Origin of the sequence: Bradyrhizobium sp. LA6.8, from assembly GCF_040547935.1 — a bacterium.
Taxonomy (GTDB): Bacteria; Pseudomonadota; Alphaproteobacteria; order Rhizobiales; family Xanthobacteraceae; genus Bradyrhizobium; species Bradyrhizobium barranii.
Genome location: NZ_JBEPQQ010000003.1, coordinates 910,801 through 928,435, shown reverse-complemented (window position 1 = coordinate 928,435; position 17,635 = coordinate 910,801). Strand labels below are relative to the sequence as shown.

The 17,635-nt window shown below is 64.0% G+C and carries 20 protein-coding genes and 1 tRNA gene; 10 read left to right on the top strand and 11 right to left on the bottom strand.

The features are described from left to right. Nucleotides 1-31: 31 nt before the first annotated feature. Together ABIA90_RS18120 and lipB are read right to left on the bottom strand one after the other, a co-directional pair. Complete coding sequence (locus tag ABIA90_RS18120) at nt 32-745, bottom strand: DNA helicase (protein ID WP_354117918.1); 714 nt, start codon at nt 743-745, stop codon at nt 32-34. Between the two features lie 199 nt (nt 746-944). Next, complete coding sequence (lipB, locus tag ABIA90_RS18115; protein ID WP_354117919.1) at nt 945-1,682, bottom strand: lipoyl(octanoyl) transferase LipB; 738 nt, start codon at nt 1,680-1,682, stop codon at nt 945-947. A gap of 82 nt (nt 1,683-1,764) precedes the next feature. On the opposite strand from lipB, the gene ABIA90_RS18110 reads away from it, so the two are divergent. Both ABIA90_RS18110 and ABIA90_RS18105 read left to right on the top strand, forming a co-directional pair. Then, nucleotides 1,765-2,007, top strand: coding sequence for a FliM/FliN family flagellar motor switch protein (locus ABIA90_RS18110; RefSeq protein ID WP_015685538.1), 243 nt, complete (start codon nt 1,765-1,767; stop codon nt 2,005-2,007). Nucleotides 2,008-2,203: 196 nt separating this feature from the next. After that, nucleotides 2,204-2,288, top strand: a tRNA-Leu gene (locus ABIA90_RS18105). A 155-nt stretch (nt 2,289-2,443) separates the two neighbouring features. On the opposite strand, the gene ABIA90_RS18100 is transcribed toward ABIA90_RS18105, so the two are convergent. Further along, nucleotides 2,444-3,265, bottom strand: coding sequence for a DUF2182 domain-containing protein (locus ABIA90_RS18100; RefSeq protein WP_354117920.1), 822 nt, complete (start codon nt 3,263-3,265; stop codon nt 2,444-2,446). Between the two features lie 49 nt (nt 3,266-3,314). Further along, nucleotides 3,315-3,944: a DUF1326 domain-containing protein gene (locus tag ABIA90_RS18095; RefSeq protein WP_063982744.1), complete on the bottom strand. Its 630-nt coding sequence runs from the start codon at nt 3,942-3,944 to the stop codon at nt 3,315-3,317. Nucleotides 3,945-4,725: 781 nt separating this feature from the next. On the opposite strand from ABIA90_RS18095, the gene ABIA90_RS18090 reads away from it, so the two are divergent. Next, complete coding sequence (locus ABIA90_RS18090) at nt 4,726-5,901, top strand: lipase family protein (RefSeq protein WP_354117921.1); 1,176 nt, start codon at nt 4,726-4,728, stop codon at nt 5,899-5,901. A 45-nt stretch (nt 5,902-5,946) separates the two neighbouring features. Here ABIA90_RS18090 and ABIA90_RS18085 read toward each other — a convergent pair whose 3' ends face one another. The 3 genes from ABIA90_RS18085 to ABIA90_RS18075 form a co-directional block, all read right to left on the bottom strand. Next, nucleotides 5,947-6,132 carry a hypothetical protein gene (locus tag ABIA90_RS18085; RefSeq protein ID WP_049826125.1) on the bottom strand — a complete coding sequence of 62 codons (186 nt, stop codon included), beginning with the start codon at nt 6,130-6,132 and terminating at the stop codon, nt 5,947-5,949. After that, the gene (gene zigA / locus ABIA90_RS18080; protein WP_354117922.1) at nt 6,129-7,343 is read right to left on the bottom strand and encodes a zinc metallochaperone GTPase ZigA; all 1,215 of its coding nucleotides are present in this window, start codon (nt 7,341-7,343) and stop codon (nt 6,129-6,131) included. The genes ABIA90_RS18085 and zigA overlap by 4 nt, the downstream gene beginning before the upstream one ends. A 225-nt stretch (nt 7,344-7,568) precedes the next feature. Beyond that, nucleotides 7,569-7,826, bottom strand: coding sequence for a hypothetical protein (locus ABIA90_RS18075; protein WP_174770120.1), 258 nt, complete (start codon nt 7,824-7,826; stop codon nt 7,569-7,571). 215 nt (nt 7,827-8,041) lie between these two features. On the opposite strand from ABIA90_RS18075, the gene ABIA90_RS18070 reads away from it, so the two are divergent. Further along, the gene (locus tag ABIA90_RS18070) at nt 8,042-8,416 is read left to right on the top strand and encodes a hypothetical protein (protein WP_014494631.1); all 375 of its coding nucleotides are present in this window, start codon (nt 8,042-8,044) and stop codon (nt 8,414-8,416) included. Between the two features lie 3 nt (nt 8,417-8,419). On the opposite strand, the gene ABIA90_RS18065 is transcribed toward ABIA90_RS18070, so the two are convergent. Beyond that, nucleotides 8,420-9,733, bottom strand: coding sequence for a polysaccharide deacetylase family protein (locus ABIA90_RS18065; RefSeq protein WP_354117923.1), 1,314 nt, complete (start codon nt 9,731-9,733; stop codon nt 8,420-8,422). A gap of 161 nt (nt 9,734-9,894) precedes the next feature. Next, nucleotides 9,895-10,701: a polysaccharide deacetylase family protein gene (locus ABIA90_RS18060; protein ID WP_354117924.1), complete on the bottom strand. Its 807-nt coding sequence runs from the start codon at nt 10,699-10,701 to the stop codon at nt 9,895-9,897. A gap of 82 nt (nt 10,702-10,783) precedes the next feature. On the opposite strand from ABIA90_RS18060, the gene mgtE reads away from it, so the two are divergent. The 4 genes from mgtE (at nt 10,784) to tolA (ending at nt 14,765) form a co-directional block, all read left to right on the top strand. Beyond that, nucleotides 10,784-12,205, top strand: a complete 1,422-nt coding sequence (gene mgtE / locus ABIA90_RS18055; protein WP_028150524.1) for a magnesium transporter — start codon at nt 10,784-10,786, stop codon at nt 12,203-12,205. A gap of 227 nt (nt 12,206-12,432) precedes the next feature. Continuing rightward, entirely contained in the window at nt 12,433-12,768 is a 336-nt protein-coding gene (locus ABIA90_RS18050; protein ID WP_354117925.1) for a helix-turn-helix domain-containing protein, read from the top strand. Between the two features lie 145 nt (nt 12,769-12,913). After that, the gene (locus tag ABIA90_RS18045; RefSeq protein ID WP_354117926.1) at nt 12,914-13,732 is read left to right on the top strand and encodes an aldo/keto reductase; all 819 of its coding nucleotides are present in this window, start codon (nt 12,914-12,916) and stop codon (nt 13,730-13,732) included. A gap of 49 nt (nt 13,733-13,781) precedes the next feature. Further along, nucleotides 13,782-14,765 (top strand): cell envelope integrity protein TolA, encoded by a 984-nt coding sequence (gene tolA, locus ABIA90_RS18040; RefSeq protein ID WP_354117927.1) that lies wholly within the window; start codon nt 13,782-13,784, stop codon nt 14,763-14,765. Nucleotides 14,766-15,010: 245 nt separating this feature from the next. Here tolA and ABIA90_RS18035 read toward each other — a convergent pair whose 3' ends face one another. After that, complete coding sequence (locus ABIA90_RS18035) at nt 15,011-15,409, bottom strand: hypothetical protein (RefSeq protein WP_354117928.1); 399 nt, start codon at nt 15,407-15,409, stop codon at nt 15,011-15,013. On the opposite strand from ABIA90_RS18035, the gene ABIA90_RS18030 reads away from it, so the two are divergent. Further along, nucleotides 15,399-15,548, top strand: a complete 150-nt coding sequence (locus ABIA90_RS18030; protein WP_161495942.1) for a hypothetical protein — start codon at nt 15,399-15,401, stop codon at nt 15,546-15,548. The genes ABIA90_RS18035 and ABIA90_RS18030 overlap by 11 nt on opposite strands. Nucleotides 15,549-16,069: 521 nt before the next feature. On the opposite strand, the gene ABIA90_RS18025 is transcribed toward ABIA90_RS18030, so the two are convergent. Then, a complete protein-coding gene (locus ABIA90_RS18025) occupies nt 16,070-16,786 on the bottom strand; it encodes a DUF599 domain-containing protein (protein WP_166097134.1) in 717 nt (238 codons plus the stop codon). A gap of 130 nt (nt 16,787-16,916) precedes the next feature. Between ABIA90_RS18025 and ABIA90_RS18020 the strand changes: the two genes are divergently transcribed. Continuing rightward, nucleotides 16,917-17,579 (top strand): glutathione S-transferase family protein, encoded by a 663-nt coding sequence (locus tag ABIA90_RS18020; protein ID WP_354117929.1) that lies wholly within the window; start codon nt 16,917-16,919, stop codon nt 17,577-17,579. Nucleotides 17,580-17,635 lie beyond the last annotated feature (56 nt).

Below are 17,635 nucleotides of genomic sequence, written 5' to 3'. Positions count from 1 at the left end.
GGTGAAGAAGCTCACCCGCGGCCTGAAGCCGTCAGCTCGCCGCGCGGAACTGGACTTCGGCGTTGTTGATGAAGCAGGTCTTGTCGAATAGCTTGAGGTCCAGCGGGTTCGGCAGCCTGACATCGTCGAGGTCTGGGCACGGCTTGACCGACGGATCATAGGATCGATCGATCTGCGAGATGAAGACGACGATCAGCCCGGCGTCGCGCGCGAAGGATTTCAGTGCGCGCACCTGAACAGCGAGATCAGGATTTTCCCGCCTCTGGTCGAGCAATTGCAGATAGTCGATCACCACGACCGTGCCACGAGGCGCCGCGGCCATCTGCTTGACGACGTAGTCGGCGCTGATGGCGTCGGAGCAGTCGATCTCGAACATCTCGGCGAATTGCGCGGGGTCCACGCCAATCGCCCGCAAGCGGTCGAAGACGTCTTTCTCGGTGTATTCGAGCGAGAAGAACGCAGCGCGATGGCCCGACTTCATGGCCTCCACCGCGAGTTCGAGGCTCATCAGCGTCTTGCCCTGACCGGGGCGCGCGCCCACCAGCACCAGATCACCCGGCCGGAATTGCGGAAACAGGCGATTGGCGGGCGTCAGTGCGGCGGCCTTTGCCGCGAGCATGCTCCAGGCGGAAAACCCTTCCGTCGCAGCGATGCGGTCAAGCGCGTCGTGGAGCGGAATGCCTTCCTCGCGCGACAGGCGCTTGGCTCGTCGCTTCAGATGATAGATCGGCGCAGAGAGTCTCATCGTCAAAACCTCCCATTGCGAGCAGAAAGCGCAATCCCTCCTTATGCCTGGCGCTCGAACAGTCGGTCCGATGATCATTCGCCCGGCATGATGTCTGCTTTCCCGGCGGAGGGGGGAGGCGTGGGCGGCACCTGAAACAAGCATAGCCGATTCCGCGGCAAGCGGAGAATATGCGCCGGTCAGGCTCGAACAGGAAAATTTAGACCGTCGCTTCCGCCACCAGTGCGCGGGTTGGCCCGAACAGCTCCTCGAATGCCTGGCGCAGCGCGACGTCGACATCGGCCATGGTCGCGAGCTGGCCGAGATCGACCAGCGAGGTGACGCCGTAGCGGGGGTCGGCGACGCCGCAGGGCACGATGCCGGCGAAATGCGACAGCTCCGGCTCGACATTGATGGCGATGCCGTGGAACGAGACCCAGCGCTTCAGCCGGACGCCGATCGCCGCGATCTTGTCCTCGTGCTCGGGCCCCTTGTCCGGGCGCTTCACCCAGACGCCGACCCGGTCCTCGCGCCGCTCGCCGCGGACATTGAAGGCGGCGAGCGTCCGCAGGATCAATTCCTCCAGGCTCGCGACATAGGCCCGGACGTCCGGCCGGCGCCGCTTGAGGTCGAGCATGATGTAGGCCACCCGCTGGCCGGGCCCGTGATAGGTGAGCTGCCCGCCGCGCCCGGTGGCAAAGGTCGGGAAGCGGGGATCGAGCAGGTCGGTTTCCTTGCCCGAGGTGCCGGAGGTGTAGAGCGGGGGGTGCTCGAGCAGCCAGACCAGCTCGGGCGCCTCGCCGGCGGCGATCTGGGCGACTCGCGCCTCCATGGCGGCCACGGCCTCCGGATAGGGCACTGGCGCGTCCGAGATTCGCCACTCCACGGGCTCGCCGGTGGAGGCGGAAAACGACGTCAAATCGAGGTCTTGGCGGGGGTTTTGAGGCGAATTAACCATTGGCTAACCATAACGTGGTGATCATCTGGGGAGCAAATGCCAAGTCCTTTGGCTTAAGTCCCAAGTTGCGGCGGTCCTGACAGTGCCCACTCTCGATAAAGTCACCGTGGATCTCATGGTCGTCCTCGGGACGACCACCATGCCGATCCATCAAGTATTACGTCTTTCCCGCGGCGCCATCATCGAGCTGGACGCAACCGAGGCCGACGAGGTCAAGGTTCTCGCCAACAATCTGCCGGTCGCCTCCGGCGTCGTGCTGGTCGACCGCAACCGGATCGCGGTCGAGGTCAAGCAGATGCTGCCGCGCACGACGGGCACGCGGTAGCGGCCCGGGCACGCAGGAGCGGCCCGGGTACCGGTAGGGCGGGGCACTCGATAGGGCCGATCCGGGCAGGGGTCCGGATTTTTCCTGCCAAGCTTGTGGAATTCTGGGCCTTTGCAGGCTTGTACCCCTCTGATGGATTTGTTAGATCGGCGCCGTTGATCCGGCAGGCCTCAAGCCCTAAGCCGGCATCCCCAAAGCGCTCGTGGCGGAATTGGTAGACGCGCTGCCTTGAGGTGGCAGTGAGTAAAATCGTGGGGGTTCGAGTCCCTCCGAGCGCACCAACCTCGAAAGCCGATCGATGGAGAGACCGGCTCAGGGAGCCCAGGTCTTCGCCGTTCGGCCGTCCCCGCCTGACGGTTCGAGTGTAGGGCTGGCGGCTCGGCGTGATCGCCGTTTGCAACAGGGCACTCGAACCGAACATCAAGCAGGTTGCTCATCACCGCGGCAACGACACCAGTAGCCAGACGCCGGCGGCCGCACACGCAATGCCGGCGGCGCGCGCGATCCATCGTCCGATCGGCGTAAGTTTCTCCAACAGGACGAGCAGGGCCAAAAGCGCAATCCAAAGCACGTTCATCACCCCGCCTACGAACAAAAGCGCCATCAAGACCCAGCAGCAGCCGACACAATAGCCTCCGTGCCGCAGCCCCAGCAGCAGGCAGCCTCGCAGGTTGTCGCGAAAGCCGCCGTGGCGCATCAGGAACAGAAATGGCGACTGGCATTGGGCGAGACAGACGTCCTTGAGCGGTGTCCATTGATAGACTCCCGCCGCGATCAGCACGATTGCAGTGAGCAGATTGCTGGCGATCGTCATCCGGGAATCCAGCAGGACTGCCCGCTCGATCGCCCATTGGAGTAGGGTCGCTGCCAGCGAAAAGCCGCCCCAGGCGAGGAGATAACCGGCCGCAAACCAGCCGGTCGCAGCGAACGGCTTGCCCTGCGCTTTCCCCTGTCGACCCACGCGGGCGTACATGAGGATCATGGGCGCTGCCGAGGGTGCCATCATTCCGACCATCATCACCACCCACATCAGCAACACATACGCGAACTCGATCGCTCGCCATGGCTCGCTCGCCGGCAACATGATTCCGATCCCGGCCGGGATCATGCGGAACCCGGTCATGTCCATGCCGCCCATGTCCATGTCCTTGGCGAGCCAGAGCACATAGCCCCATGCCAGCGCGACAATGATCCCGATCGCGCCGCCGACGATCCAGCGATCGCGCCGCAGCACGGTTTCCAGGGGGCCGTCGGTCATTTGCGATAAGTGTTGCCGGCCTTCTCGCAAGGCCGGATCAGGAGTTGCATCACGCCTGGTTCGACCAGCGGATCGGCGCATAGAGGCCGTTCTTGCCGGAATTGTCCCAGCGCATGCCATGATCGCTGAACGTATTACCGGCGGCGCCGACTGCCATCACCATCCTGTCAGGGCTGACTGGATGGCCGATGTTGGCCCACATTTCCCCGCTCGGATGCATGGTCGGCAACGGGTCGACGGACATGTGCAGAATATCAGGGATTTCCGCGGACCGCGTCTTGCCCTCGATTCGGAATGTGATCGGGACCTTGCGAACCCCCAGGTTTTTGCTGATCAGCGGTGTGAACGCGGCCATCGGACCACCGGCGGCGCCGGTGAAGATCGCAGCTAGAGCCTCGGTCTGCTCATCGTTGGCGCGCTGGTCGATATAGGCGGCCACCGACCAATCTCCGTCTGCCATGATCCCCGGCGCGTGGAGGATAACCAGGACATTGAGTCCATCGAGCTCGATGTTGCCATAGCGGCCGCTCTCGACGTGGAAGATCAGCGGTACGTTACAGAAGCCCTCGGTCGGTCGCGCGGTCAGCGGGGGAGCCGCCGACACGAGGCAGGGACACACGATGCTGCAACTGCAATTCTCGAAGTAGTCGCCGGAAAGGTGCCATGGGACATCTGCCATCGCCATCTCCCGCTAGGCCGAACCCGTCAGATTACTTTCGAAGGAGCTACGTAGAGTTGAAAGTTACGCTGCGGGGCGAAGTCCCGCAAGCTGAAGTCCCGCAAGCTATTGTGAGGTTCGGTCAATCCACGGGAAAAAGCACCTATCAGCTGGAGATCCACCTGAACTCTTTGCCCATTTCCGCAAGCCATTGAAACTTCAATAAATGCGACCGCCCTCCGAACGCGCCAAACGGCGGATCGCGCCGTTTAGCCGGGGTAGGGACCTGTTTCTGCAGAAGTGCCCTCTCTGATCAAGTCGATGATCTGATCATAGAACATCAGACGAAAGTGGCTGCATCGGACGAGATGCGTCTGAGCGAATCTATTCAGCCAATCCGATTTGCCGAGATTGACCACGGCAGCCTGGCGCGGCGGCGGTCCCCGATCGATTGTGGCAAAACTGAAATTATAGACTTCCTCCGGCGTGATTATCGAAACCTGTGGCCGATGAATCCGCGGATGCCTCATGTCGCTTTCGATAGAACAGTGCGCGTCCGGTTGGAATGAGTTGGAGCGGGCAAAGCCTGGAACACCGGCCACCCCGCGGGATCCTCCCTGCTCACGCAATTGTTCCTGGACGTAGTCTGCCAGGGGCGCTGGTCGATCGACACCTTCTTATTGCGTTTCTATGCTATCACATCTTATAATTGATGAACTCCGAGAGACACGAAATATCGGTCGCTGGCTTCCGGGTCCGAACACGGGCGGCTGGAGTCGAGCACCTTTGCAAGGAGGGCAGCATGACGCTCAAGTCGGGATTCCAATTCGCGGAGGCGCAACTTCTGCTTGAGATGGCGCAGCGTGCCTACGCCGGCACGCCATCGCTGACCGAAGCGGTGGCAACCTGCGGCGTACCCTCCGTGCCCGATCCAAGCTCAAATTGGGCGATCCGCAAGGACCTCACCCCGACGAGTGCCACGCTATTGGATAATTACTGGCAGGTCTGGCAGAACCAGAGTGACACCACCCAATACGCGATCGCAGTGCGCGGCACGGTCGCAAGTGCGGCCAGCGTGTTGGCCGACTTGCTGTTCCCCCTGATCAACGCGCGCTTTGACGTGAAGCTCGGTCCGATCTCGCTGCCGTTCTATCTTGCCCGCGATGAGGGTGACAGTGCGGTGAAAGCCGGTGTGCATTCGGGCTTCGCTCTGAGTTTGCTGCTCATGCTGTTCACCACCGATAGCCCGTTGTTCGTGACCTTGGGGCTGCTCGCGGAGCAGGGCAACGACGTCTACATCACCGGGCATAGCCAGGGTGCCTCGATCGCCACGCTGCTGACCTCGCTGGTCCGGCACTCGACGGATGTTTTTAAGGGGCCGGCCTACAAGACCTATACCTTCGCGCCTGCCAAGGCCGGCAACGACCATTACGCATACGATTACGCGCGGCTTGCCGCCGTCGACGGATACGGTTGGGCCGTGACGTCGACGCAGGACTGGGTGCCGCAGGCACCGTTTGCCCTGGAGTGGATATCAGACCTCAACACGCCAAATCCGCTGCGTGGGTTCGGCGGCAGTCCCAATCCTGAAGCAATGATCGCGCTCGGCAGCGTGGTCACCGACGGTGAGAGCGCAGTCAATCGCGTTCGCGACGATGCGGTGAGGCGGCTCAAGCAGCGGGTCGAGAGTCTTTCTCGGAGACTGATATCCGAGACGATCCATTTGACCGCCGCCGATCTCGGCGCGGCAACCGCCGCACCGATCACGGGATCAACGATCTCGGATTTGACCCAACAGATCCTCGACCAGATTCAGGCCTCGCTGAACTATGCTGATGTCGGCGCGCTGCTGCCGCTCTTCGCCGACCCGGGCGGCAACCCGACCGATGGGACGCCGGGATGCCAGAAGCTGGACTATTTCTGGCAGCACCACCTCGGCAACTACCTGAAATACATGAAGCAGCAATATGGCGGCTGAGCCGGGAAGGACTGCGTGCGCCCTCCGAGCGCACCACCTTCATCCTTATCGCTGTTTTGGCTGGATTTCGGCGACTGCCTCGCGCGGTGCTCGTTGGTCCAAGCGATCATCAGCTTGTCCGCCGGTCAAAGTGACCGGCGGGAATATGCTGTCGTAGATCGCACGCGCCTCACGGATGAGGCGCTGCCGCTCGAGCTCGGATTTCGGAACGAATCGAACGACGTTGGTCATTTGCGTTCCGCGGCTTCGTCCGCGCGGCGCCAGACCGGGAAGGGGTCTGCGAGCTTCGCCCATTCCGTGACGTTCATCGCCGGCTTTCCCGGGACGAGGCAGGCATCCAGACGGGCGCGGAGCGAACCTTCATCCATGCCGGTGCCGATAAACACGATTTCCTGGCGGCGATCACCGTAGATGTCGTTCCAGTTCGCGCGCAGCTGCTTCCGCCAGGACGGGTCATCCGGCCATCTTTCCGCAGGTACGGCCGCCCACCAGAAGCCAAGCGCCTGCGTGCGCGTGATCGTGCCAGCCTGGCTGATCTCGCCAAGCCATTGCGGGCGCGTTGCCAGCCAGAAATGTCCCTTGGCGCGAATGACGCCGGGCCAGGGCTGCCTGACGAACTTGTCGAACTTTTCGGGATCGAACGGCCGGCGCGCGCGATAGACGAAGTTCGTCACGCCGTATTCCTCGGTCTCCGGCACGTGATCGGCAAAGCCGTAGAGCTCCTTGAACCAGAGCGGATGCTGCTGCGCCCGCTCGAAGTCGAACCGGCCGGTGTCGAGAATGCGATCGAAGGCGACCCGGCTGTGGTTGGCTTCGATCAGATCCGCGTCCGGATTGAGCGCGCGGATGATCTTTCGCGCTGCCTCGCGTTGTGCGGGCGACGCGTCATCGACCTTGTTGAGAACGATCACGTCGGCAAATTCGATCTGCTCGACGAGGAGATCGACCAGCGTGCGCTTGTCGTTCTCAAGCGCTTCGCCGCGCTGATCGAGAAAATCCGTCGACGAATAGTCTTTGAGCAGGTTCACGGCGTCGACCACGGTGACCATGGTGTCGAGGCGCGCCACATCGGAGAGGCTTTCGCCGTCCTCGGAACGGAAATCGAAGGTCGCCGCAACCGGCAGCGGTTCGGAGATGCCGGTGGATTCGATCAAGAGATAATCGAAGCGGCCATTGTCTGCGAGGGCGCGCACCTCCTTCAGGAGGTCGTCTCGCAATGTGCAGCAGATGCAGCCATTCGTCATCTCGACGAGCTTCTCGTCAGTCCGGGACAGGTTCGCACCGCCATCGCGAACCAGATCCGCATCGATGTTCACCTCGCTCATGTCGTTGACGATCACCGCCACCTTCAGGCCGTGCCGGTTGTTCAGGACGTGGTTCAGCAAAGTGGTCTTTCCAGCCCCGAGGAAGCCGGACAAGACGGTGACGGGGAGTTTTTGCATGGAGATCGAATAGCCTTTTCAAGGGGATAGGGCGGCGACGCTTGGGGATGGGCATTGGGACCAAGTATGTAATGTTATAACATTACATTCGTTGGCGACGCAGTCGTCAAGTCGTTTCGCGGCTCAGCTGAAATTCACGCGAATATTGAGGTGGATGATCGTTGTAACGATCGGCTGCCGCTCAGCTCCAGGCAGCAGCGCGCTCGAAGGACCGGCGCGGGCCTCTCAGCCGTATTCGTCGCCGATCCCGTATTCCCGGTAGATCTCGAGCGGGTCCGTGTCCGGAAACAGGCGGCATTTGGCCTGGGCGAGGTGCAGGCTCACCGCCGACGGCTCCTTGCCGTTCGCCAGCATCTTGCGGATGTCGTCCATATGCGCGCTCGGCTGGTGTTTTGGTTCGAGCTGCTCCAGCGCGACGAGCGCGGTCGCCAGGGCCTCGGTCAGCACCCAGTCGTCGTGGCCCGTGATTCCCTTCTTCGGCATCGGCAGACCCCACATGCGGTGGCTGTGCCAATGTACCGTAGCTTCCGGCGAATCTCCATCGCGCAGCTGGCAACCTCGCGTTTACGTGGAACACGCAGGCCCCGGTCCTCTCGCTTGCATTATGAACGCGCGTGGCTAAAAGGCGGCCGGCGATCGTATCTTTGTCGAAATAAAGATGGCGTAGACGGGTCGCATCGCTCAGGGCTGGAGCCAGCATGGTCTTTCTTAGCTTCGTCTACCGCTTCGTGACGAACTTCGCCTTCATGGCGATGGTCTATTTCAGCCTGAATTTCATGGAGAAATACCAGAACCGGGCGATCCTCGCGATCCTGGTGCTGGTCTATGCCGGCATGCGCGCGGCCTCGACGCTGCGCGCGTTCTATTTCTTCCAGAAGATCGAGAAGCTGGAGGCGGAGACCAAGCGCCTGCAGGCTCCGATCAATGACGGTTCGGGCGCAACGAACGCGCGCAAGCAGGTCGTGGCCGACGTTGCCCGGCTGCGCCGCGACGGCGAGCTCAAGTCCTATATGGACCTGTTCTTCCTGGCGCTGATCGTGCTGCTCTGTGTCGCCAACATCATGCGCCAGTAGAGCTTACTGCGCGCGCTTCTTCAGGCTGGCGACGCGGGTCGGATGCGTCGCGGAACTCCGCGGTGTGGCGCCCTTGGGCGCCGTGCTCTTGGGGGCAATGCTCTTGGGGGCGGTGCCCGTAGCCTGCGCGGTGTGCTTCGCTCCGGCCGGCGCCGTATGTGCGGTCCGATGTCCGCGCGACTTGCCGGCCTTGCCCTTGGCCGCATGGGGCGTCTCGGCCGCCATTGCCAGCCGCATCGCGGCGCGCCGCGACAAGGTCGTCGACAGCAGGACCTCGACCGAGCCCTCGGGGATGGCAAAGAGATCGCGGTCGGGCACGGGCAGGGTGGCTGCGACATTCGCCAGCGCCATGGTCTTGCGCGGCAGCAGCGGCTGATGCTCGGTCTGCGCGTTGAGGTCGGCAAGCGAGGGCGCCGGCAGTGTCTTGGTCTGCGCGAACACGAAGTTCGGCACGGACGGCCAGCGTGCGATCGGCACGGTCTCGGTCGGTGGATGCAGCAGCCATTCCACCGGCGTGGTCGGCGTTGCCGGCCGGTCGGCGGTCGCGGGCACCACATGCACGATGCGATAGCCGCGCGCCTTGAGGTCGCGGATGATCTTCGGCAGCGCCGCCACCGTACGGGGCTGGATGTCGTGCAGCAGCAGGATGCCCTTGCCCTTGGCTTCCAGCCGCTGGATCGCGAGCTGGTAGACGCGGTCGGACGACACATGGCGCCAGTCGTCGGCGGGGAAGTCGGCGCTCCAGACCTGGATGCCGCGCGAGATCAGGAGGTTTTCGACGCCTTCGGCGCGCATCAGGCCGGGAATGCGGAAGAACGGCGCGAGCTTGGACGGATCTGTCATCGCGGCCGAGGTCCACTCGATGCCGCCGTTGATCTGCGCCTCGGCCTTGTCGAGCGGCATCCGGTCGAACGTCAGCGGATGGTTCATGCTGTGCGTGCCCACAGTGTGGCCCGCGGCAATCAGCTTGCGCACGCCTTCCGGGTTCGCCTTGGCCTGCTCGCCGATGATGAAGAAGGTCGCCTTGATGCACTCGTCGTCGAGCATCTTGAGGATCTGGTTCGAATATTTCGGCAGCGGACCGTCGTCGAAGGTCAGGACGACTTCATGGTCTTTCAGCGGCAGCGTTTCGCGGTACTGCATGGTGCCGATGCGCGGATGCTCGCGCGGATCGACCACGAGGGTGCGGGAGGTCCCGAGTGCATCCGGATGGCCGGGACAGTCCGCCGCAAGGGCCGCCGGTGAACCGACGACCAACAGCCCCAGACACAGGACGATCCACGATCGCGTCCGAACAACAACGCTACTTCCGATCATGAACCTCGTCTGCCTCCTTACGCGACTGCCGCCTTAATTGGTCGGAGACGCCCAGAAACGGTTCAGGCGCAATACCCTCTACATCCTTGCATGCCGTAGCATGAACAGACTGTTAATAGGGCCCAAATCACCCCATTTTGCACCGCCGTGACATTACGGCATCAATGCGCATCGGCGCTCTTCTGTGACGTGCCCGCCGGCACGACGTGAACGACGCGATAGCCGTTGTCCCTGAGGTACCGCAGGAAGGCCGGCATGATCGCGGCCGTGCGTGCCTTGGGGTCGTGGAAGAGGATGATGCCCTTGCCGGCGGCGGCCAGGCGCTCGGTGACGAGCTTCAATTCCTGCTCCGGCGTCATCTCGTTCCAGTCGCTCGCCCAGAGGTCGGCCCCGAACACGACGATGCCGCGTGACTGGAGCAGGTCGAGCTGGGCTGGCGTCCCCTCGAAATAGGGGAAGCGGAAGAACGGCGTCGAGGGCGTCGCCGTCGACACGCCTTTGAGCGCCGTCTCGTCGGCCGCGATGCCGCGGTCGATCTCGCTCTTCGCCTTCTCGAACGGGATCCGCGCCATGAACGGGTGCGACCAGGTGTGGTGGCCGATGGTATGGCCCTCGCGGGCAATGCGCTTGACCATGTCAGGATGTTCGGAGGCGTGCAGGCCGATCAGGAAGAAGGTCGCGCGCACGCATTCCTGCGCCAGCGCCGCCAGCACCTTCGACGTCGTCGGCGGATGCGGGCCATCGTCGAAGGTCAGCACGACCTCGTGATCGGCAAGCGGCAGCGTCTGCGGAAAGCTCTTCAGGCCGACGCGCGGCGTGGTCTTGGCGTCGACGCTCAGAACGCGCGAGGTGCCGAGCGCGTCCTTGCGCGGGCAGTCCGCGGCCTCCGAAGAAGCGATGCCGGTGAGGCCCGCTAAGACCGCGCCCACCGAGATCGACATCCATTTCAGCCGAAGCATCTTTGCCATTGCGCTCGCAGTTCGCTTGTGGGTATTGCCTGACCGTCAGCTCAGACCACTCGTTCCAACCTGTCAAACGGCGAGGCGCGCCATGGATGAACATATGGACGGTGCCCCATCCGCCGAGGCCTCGGTACTCGACCACGTTCCGATGCGCAATGAAGACGGCGAAATTCGTCATGAATTCGTCGAGGAGATTGCCCATGCGATCGAGGCCGGCGACAGCGCCGCGCTACGCGCCTGCGTTGCCGAGCTGCACGAGGCCGATCTCGGCGATCTGATCGGAGCTCTCGCGCCCGACCACCGCGTTCGCCTGGTCGAGCTGACCGGGCGCGACTTCGACTTCTCGGCACTGAACGAACTCGACGAGGGCGTGCGCGAGGAGATCCTCGAGGAGCTGCCGCCGGAGACCGTTGCGGAAGGCGTCCGCGAGCTCGAATCCGACGACGCGGTCGAGCTGCTGGAAACCCTCGACGAGGCGGAGCAGGAGGAAATCCTCGAGAAGCTGCCGCTGCAGGAGCGCGTCGCGCTCGAGCGCAGCCTGCTTTATCCCGAAAATTCCGCCGGCCGCCGGATGCAGACCGAGTTCATTGCGGTGCCGCAGGATTTCACCGTCGGCCAGGCGATCGACTACATGCGCGAGACGCCGGATCTGCCCGACCGCTTCTACGAGATCTACGTCGTGGACAAGGACCAGCATTGGCAGGGCGCGGTCTCGCTCGACGTCCTGCTCCGCGCCCGCCGCCCGGTGGCGCTTGCCGAGCTGACCGACGAGGATCGTCGCCGCGTCTCCGTCCTGGAGGACCAGGAGGAGGTGGCGCGCATGTTCGGCAAGTACAATCTCGTCGCGGCACCGGTGCTCGATACCCAGGATCGCCTGGTCGGCGTCATCACCGTCGACGACGTCGTGGACGTGATAGAGGAGGAGGCGGACGAAGACCTCAAGGCGCTCGGCGGCGTCAACAGCGACGAAGAACTCTCCGACACCGTGTTCACCATTGCGCGGGCGCGGTTCAACTGGCTGCTGGTCAATCTCGCCACCGCCTTTCTTGCATCCTCGGTGCTCGGCCTGTTCGAGGGGCAGCTCGAGAAGATGGTCGCGCTTGCTGTGCTGGCGCCGATCGTCGCGAGCCAGGGCGGCAATGCCGCGACCCAGACCATGACGGTCGCGGTGCGCGCGCTTGCGACGCGCGAGCTCGGCTCCTCCAACGCCTGGCGGGTGGTGATGCGCGAAGGCCTGGTCGGGCTCGTGAACGGCCTTGCCTTCGCCTTGATCACGGGCATCGCGGCGGTGGCCTGGTTCAAGATCCCGGGCCTCGGCATCGTCATCGGGCTTGCGATCATCTGCAACCTCGTCGCGGGCGCGCTCGGCGGCATCCTGATCCCGATGGCGCTCGAACGTGTCAGGGCCGATCCGGCGGTCGCGTCAGGCACGTTCGTCACGACGGTGACCGACGTCGTCGGCTTCTTCTCCTTCCTCGGCATCGCGACGCTGTGGTTCGGGTTGAGGTAAGGCGCGCTATGCCCTCGCGTGTCCCCGGCGCGCTGCAACGCCCTTCGCGCTGCTGCGCAGAACCGGGACCCAGAAAGCAGCACGGCAGGTGGTGGCGAAATGGGCCCCGGCTCAGCAGCGCACCGCTGCGCGTTGCGCTGCGTCCGGGGCACGAGACCGTCTTCGCCCACCATCATCTTTAATCCGAACTTAAGCGACCTGCCGCATCATTGCCCGTGCTTGGGGGAATGAACATGCGGTTGCGGCTGAAGGCGGACGGACGGGTCGTCGAGTTGCGGGATGGGCAGGAGCTTCCGGTCCAGTCGTTTGCGGTCCAGCCGTTGCCGGTCGAGCCGGCGGCCAATGCCGCCCCTGGCGAAGATGCCAGCTCGCTTGCGGTGCGCGCTCTGCGCCGTCGCGCCTGTCTCACCCAGATGGAGTTCGCCGCCAAGCTCGGCGTTCCCGTCGAGACCATCCGCAACTGGGAGCAGGGCAAGCGCGCCCCGCGAGGACCCGCCCGCGCGCTGCTCGCCGTGATCGCGCATGCGCCGGACACCGTATTCCAGGCGCTCGCCAAAGCCTGACGTCAAGGCCAGGCGCGAACCTCCCGTTAGCATTGCCCTGAATATCCGGCCCGGCGCCGGCGTCGTCCGTTGGCACTGTCACGGGCCGGGTCCATAATGGCGCCCGGATGATGTTTTGAGGCGATCGCAACAGAGAGGATTCCTCATGCTGTTCGTCGAGGCCAATGGCGCAAGGATACCGGCGATCGGGCTCGGGACCTGGGAGCTGAGCGGGCGCGCTTGCGGCCGCGTGGTCGAGCAGGCGCTGCGGCTCGGCTATCGCCACATCGACACTGCGCAGGTCTACGACAATGAGCGCGAGGTCGGCGACGGCCTGCGCGGCTCCGGCGTGCGCCGCGACGACATCTTCCTCACGACCAAGGTCTGGACCAACCATTTCGCGCCCCATGATCTCGAACGCTCGGTCAAGGAGAGCCTCGCCCGGATGCGACTCTCCTCCGTCGATCTCCTGCTGCTGCACTGGCCCAATTCGCACGTGCCGCTGGAGGAGACGCTGGGTGCGCTGTCGCATGCCAAGCGCATGGGCCTGACCCGCCACATCGGCGTTTCCAATTTCACGGTGGCGCTGATCGAGCAGGCGGTGGCGCTGTCGCCGGAGCCGCTCGTCTGCAACCAGGTCGAATATCATCCTTATCTCGACCAGACGAAGGTGAGGGCAATCTGCGACCAGCATGGCCTCGCGCTGGTCGCCTACAGCCCGATCGCCAGGGGACGCGTCAAGGCCGACCAGACGCTCGCCGGGCTCGGCCGCGCGCATCGCAAGACGCCGGCACAAATCTGCCTGCGGTGGCTGGTGCAACAGAATGTCGCCGCGATCCCGCGCACCTCGCGCGTCGAACGTCTGTCGGAAAACATCGATATTTTCGATTTCGAGCTCTCGGACGACGAGATGGCCCAGATCGCCGCGCTGGCAAATCCCAAGGGCCGCCTGACCGATTTCGGCTTCGCGCCAAAATGGGATTGAGAGGGGGCCGCTGTATGCTAGGACCGGCGTGGCAACCCAAGATCGATCGATGGAACTGCGGAAGATCATACGGACGGACATTGCAGCGTCGGCGGTCGCGCATCTGACGCTGGTGGCGCTGATCATCCTGATCAGCGAAGTCCATCTGTTTCACGCCGCGGCGCCCGAGACCGTTTCGGTGGACATCGTCACGCCGGAGCAGGTGAAGGAGGAGGAGGCCAAGGCCGAGGAGAAGGCTCAGGAGCAGGCGAAGGAGAAGCCGGAGCCGCTGCCGGACCTGAAATTGCCGAAGCTGGATTTCACCGACAAGGACAAGGCGGAACCCGCGCCGAAGCCTGCGACCAAGCAGCAGGCTGCGGCGCCGTCGCCGCAGGCCTCGCCTGAACCGCAGCAGAAACAGCCGCAGCCGCAACCCTCACAGGCACCGAAGCAGCGGGAGGCCAATGTGCAGCCGCAGCCTCAACAGCCGCAGCCGTCGCAACAGCCGCCTCCGCAACCCCAGCAACAACCGCCGCCCCAGGCGATGCCGCAGCCGCCGTCGCAACAGCCGCCGCCGCAAGCGATGCAGCAGCCACAGGCCGCGCCGCCGGCCTATCAGGCGCCGGAGCCTGACGTGACGGTCAAGTACGGCGTCATGCTGGGCTTGCCGCCGGAATTGCCGCCGGAGCTGCCGAAAGACGCCCCCAAGGACGATGGCGGCGATGCCAAGGATTCGATCGCAGCCAAGCTGCCACCCGAGGTCATCGCCGAGCTGCGTCGCCACCTGAAGAGCTGCGCCAAACTGCCGGCCGGGGTCGACCCGACCGATAACGTCAACATCAAGCTGCGCACGGTGTTCGCCACCGACGGCACGCTGGCCCGCCCGCCGATCCTGATCGAAGCTCCGCCATCCGCGAAGGGCGTGGCCATCGTGAAATCCGCGACCGCCGCGCTCCAGGCCTGCCAGCCCTACAAGATGCTGCCGCCCGACAAGTATGGTGAATGGAAGATCTTGGACCTGCCGTTCTCGCCGCGGGATTTTGGCGGAGGGTAGGCGGCTCGTACCCATCCTGCGAGCTAAGGCCTCCCGGTTCGCGGCTTCAGCCATGCCATGATTACGGCCTGCGGCGTTCTCCGGCTGCGTGGCAAGCTATGTCTTTCGATGGTGCGCCGTGCAAACGCGCCGGCCTGCTCGGCGGAGCCTCGCTGCGCCGGCGCGAGAGCCATCCACTCGCGAATGACGGCACGTCGAATGTTCGATTTTGGCATCGGATCAAATCCATGAGTTCGGGTGGATGTTCACGCGGCCTGCCGAAGGGGGATGGCCTCCGAGCGCCGCGCCAGAAGCACGCTGCCACATGGATGCTCGGCGCCTTGCAGGACGACGAAGCCGCGCTTCGTCACTGCGGCACGAAGAGTGTCCTTCGCAGCTGCCTTCTGCGCGTCGAGCCAGATCACCAGCAGGGCGCGGGGGCTCAGGAAATCGTCGAGCCAATCCACTGTCGCATCGAGTGCGTGAAGCGTGCGTCGCCGCCAATCCACGAGCGCAACTTCATATTGACCCGCCGGCCGGCCGCAATTGCCTGCCGCCGCCGCCAGCAGATAACCGCGACGATGCAGCTCAATCACCAATTCCATGCTCTTCGCGCCGACCACGACGATGCGCTGCCGCGTCGAGCAGTTCGCGATGGCCATCATCGGATCGATGATCCTGTCGCTGACCCCTGAATTCGACATCATTTCACCAGTTCGCTACGCCGCGCGAGCTTGCGCGACGGAGCGGATATGGTGCCGGATGCTGTATGATTTCGAGATTGGCGCGATCGCGGTTGCATAGGATCGGCATAGGACCGGCCTCGGCCCCGCGCTGCCGGAAACTTACGCCGCGCTTATAAACAGACGATGCACTCCCCATCGCATTCAAATGCCGTCAGCGCCATTCTTCCGGCCCGCGCTTGTTACCGCGCCTTGCCTGGAGACAAAAATGTCGGCTTACCGTGCATTGATCGTGGGACTACACGATCGTCCCATCAGAATGATCCACATGGATTGCATCGACGATGAAGCCGCGATCAGCTCCGCGGAGCGGCTCGTCGACGGTCGCGACGTGGAGCTCTGGCAGATGGATCGGCCTGTGGCCAGATTCGATTGCCGGTCCGGGACGATGCGCAGGAAGTAGGCCGGGATATCGCGGTGTGGGCAGGCCTCGCGTCCTGGGATGACGGAGCCAGTCGTGTCGTCATTGCGAACGTAGCGAAGCAATCCGGACTGTCACCGTGAAAAGATCCTGGAGTGCTTCGCTGCGCTCGCGGTGTGGAGAAAACGCGTGCCGCCCTTCGCTCGCGCGCAGCAGATGCCTCAAGAACCGCGCTTCCGAGTCTCCGCACCATCCATCTCCTCCGGCGCCATCGCCGCCCAGGCACTGGACGCGAACTGCCTTCGCCAGGTCACGATCACCACCGCCGCCGTGGTCACGAACAGCACCCAGGGGCTGACGAACCAGCCGAGATAGCCGAGTGCGAAGAAGAAGGCGCGCTGGCCGCGGTTGAAGTGGCGGCCGGCGGATTCGAACAGGCGCGAGGTGCGGATGACGTGGGCCTCGGCCTCGGGCGTGTCGCGCCGGTCAGCCGGCGGCATGCCGCCGAACAGGATCGCGACATAGTTGAACAGGCGATAGGCCCAGGCGAATTTGAAGAAGGCGTAGACGCAGATCAGCACGAGGCCGACGCATTTCAGCTCCCACAGCGCGGGCGAGGGGCTGAGATCGATCGGCAGCTTGGCGAGGATGGTGATGGCGTCGTTGGTGGCATGCAGCAGTGCCAGTGCGCCGCCGAGCGCGAACAGGCTGGTGGAAGCGAAGAAGGCGGTGCCGTTCTGGAGCGAGGCCATGATCTGCATGTCGACCATGCGGGTGTCGCGGTCGAGCAGGCGGCGGACCCAGACCTCGCGATAGCGGTTCATGCGCGCCGACAGGCTGTCGCGGCCATAGGCCGAGTGCTCCAGCGTCAGGGCATAGACCAGCCATTCGATGATGAAGAAGCCGACCGCGGTGATGTCGACCCAATGCCTGCCCATGTCTCACTCCTCGCGAAGATCGCAACGATTGCCACGCGCGGCCGGGTGCGGCAACGATTGATTGGCGGCAGGCGATGGCGCTAAAAGCAGCCGCATCCGCATCCAAAGGACCTAGGGAAGGACCAGCGACATGGCAGCGCTCAAGCTCGCGATCGGAAACAAGAACTACTCGTCGTGGTCGATGCGGCCATGGCTCGCACTGCGCGCCAATGACATCCCGTTCGTCGAGACTGTCATTCCGCTCTACACGGATAATCCCGCGGACAAGGATCAGATCCTGTCCCTCAGCCGCGCCGGCAAGGTGCCGGTGCTGGTCGACGGCGACATCACGGTGTGGGATTCGCTCAGCATCATCGAGTACCTCGCCGAGCGCTATCCGGAAGCGAAGCTATGGCCCGACGATGTGGCCGCCCGCGCGCACGCCCGTTCGGTGTGCGCCGAGATGCATTCCGGCTTCATGGCCTTGCGCAACGAATGCGGCATGAACCTGCACCGCCCCGTGGGCGCCGTGACGCTGTCGGCGGACGCCAGGGCCAACATCGCGCGCGTGCAGGAGATCTGGCGGGAGTGCCGGGCGCGCTACGGTGCCAAGGGACCGTTCCTGTTCGGCCGCTTCGGTGCGGCGGATGCGATGTACGCCCCGGTCGTGCACCGTTTCCGCACCTACGCGATCGAGGTCACGCCGGAGACCAGGGCCTACATGGACACGATGATGACGTTGCCGGCGTTCCAGGAATGGACCCGCGACGGGATCGCCGAAACGCTCGTCATCGAGAAATTCGAGAACGTCTGACCCGCGAATGTGATCAGGCGCCGCTTGACGATGTGCAGGCTGGCGGCGCTCAATCG

Coding starts and splice junctions, on each gene's coding strand:
- ABIA90_RS18120 (WP_354117918.1), bottom strand. CDS start 745: ATGAGACTCTCTGCGCCGATCTATCATCTGAAGCGACGAGCCAAGCGC.
- lipB (WP_354117919.1), bottom strand. CDS start 1,682: ATGGTTAATTCGCCTCAAAACCCCCGCCAAGACCTCGATTTGACGTCG.
- ABIA90_RS18100 (WP_354117920.1), bottom strand. CDS start 3,265: ATGACCGACGGCCCCCTGGAAACCGTGCTGCGGCGCGATCGCTGGATC.
- ABIA90_RS18095 (WP_063982744.1), bottom strand. CDS start 3,944: ATGGCAGATGTCCCATGGCACCTTTCCGGCGACTACTTCGAGAATTGC.
- ABIA90_RS18090 (WP_354117921.1), top strand. CDS start 4,726: ATGACGCTCAAGTCGGGATTCCAATTCGCGGAGGCGCAACTTCTGCTT.
- ABIA90_RS18085 (WP_049826125.1), bottom strand. CDS start 6,132: ATGACCAACGTCGTTCGATTCGTTCCGAAATCCGAGCTCGAGCGGCAG.
- zigA (WP_354117922.1), bottom strand. CDS start 7,343: ATGCAAAAACTCCCCGTCACCGTCTTGTCCGGCTTCCTCGGGGCTGGA.
- ABIA90_RS18075 (WP_174770120.1), bottom strand. CDS start 7,826: ATGCCGAAGAAGGGAATCACGGGCCACGACGACTGGGTGCTGACCGAG.
- ABIA90_RS18070 (WP_014494631.1), top strand. CDS start 8,042: ATGGTCTTTCTTAGCTTCGTCTACCGCTTCGTGACGAACTTCGCCTTC.
- ABIA90_RS18065 (WP_354117923.1), bottom strand. CDS start 9,733: ATGATCGGAAGTAGCGTTGTTGTTCGGACGCGATCGTGGATCGTCCTG.
- ABIA90_RS18060 (WP_354117924.1), bottom strand. CDS start 10,701: ATGGCAAAGATGCTTCGGCTGAAATGGATGTCGATCTCGGTGGGCGCG.
- mgtE (WP_028150524.1), top strand. CDS start 10,784: ATGGATGAACATATGGACGGTGCCCCATCCGCCGAGGCCTCGGTACTC.
- ABIA90_RS18050 (WP_354117925.1), top strand. CDS start 12,433: ATGAACATGCGGTTGCGGCTGAAGGCGGACGGACGGGTCGTCGAGTTG.
- ABIA90_RS18045 (WP_354117926.1), top strand. CDS start 12,914: ATGCTGTTCGTCGAGGCCAATGGCGCAAGGATACCGGCGATCGGGCTC.
- tolA (WP_354117927.1), top strand. CDS start 13,782: ATGGAACTGCGGAAGATCATACGGACGGACATTGCAGCGTCGGCGGTC.
- ABIA90_RS18030 (WP_161495942.1), top strand. CDS start 15,399: ATGGCCATCATCGGATCGATGATCCTGTCGCTGACCCCTGAATTCGAC.
- ABIA90_RS18035 (WP_354117928.1), bottom strand. CDS start 15,409: ATGATGGCCATCGCGAACTGCTCGACGCGGCAGCGCATCGTCGTGGTC.
- ABIA90_RS18025 (WP_166097134.1), bottom strand. CDS start 16,786: ATGGGCAGGCATTGGGTCGACATCACCGCGGTCGGCTTCTTCATCATC.
- ABIA90_RS18020 (WP_354117929.1), top strand. CDS start 16,917: ATGGCAGCGCTCAAGCTCGCGATCGGAAACAAGAACTACTCGTCGTGG.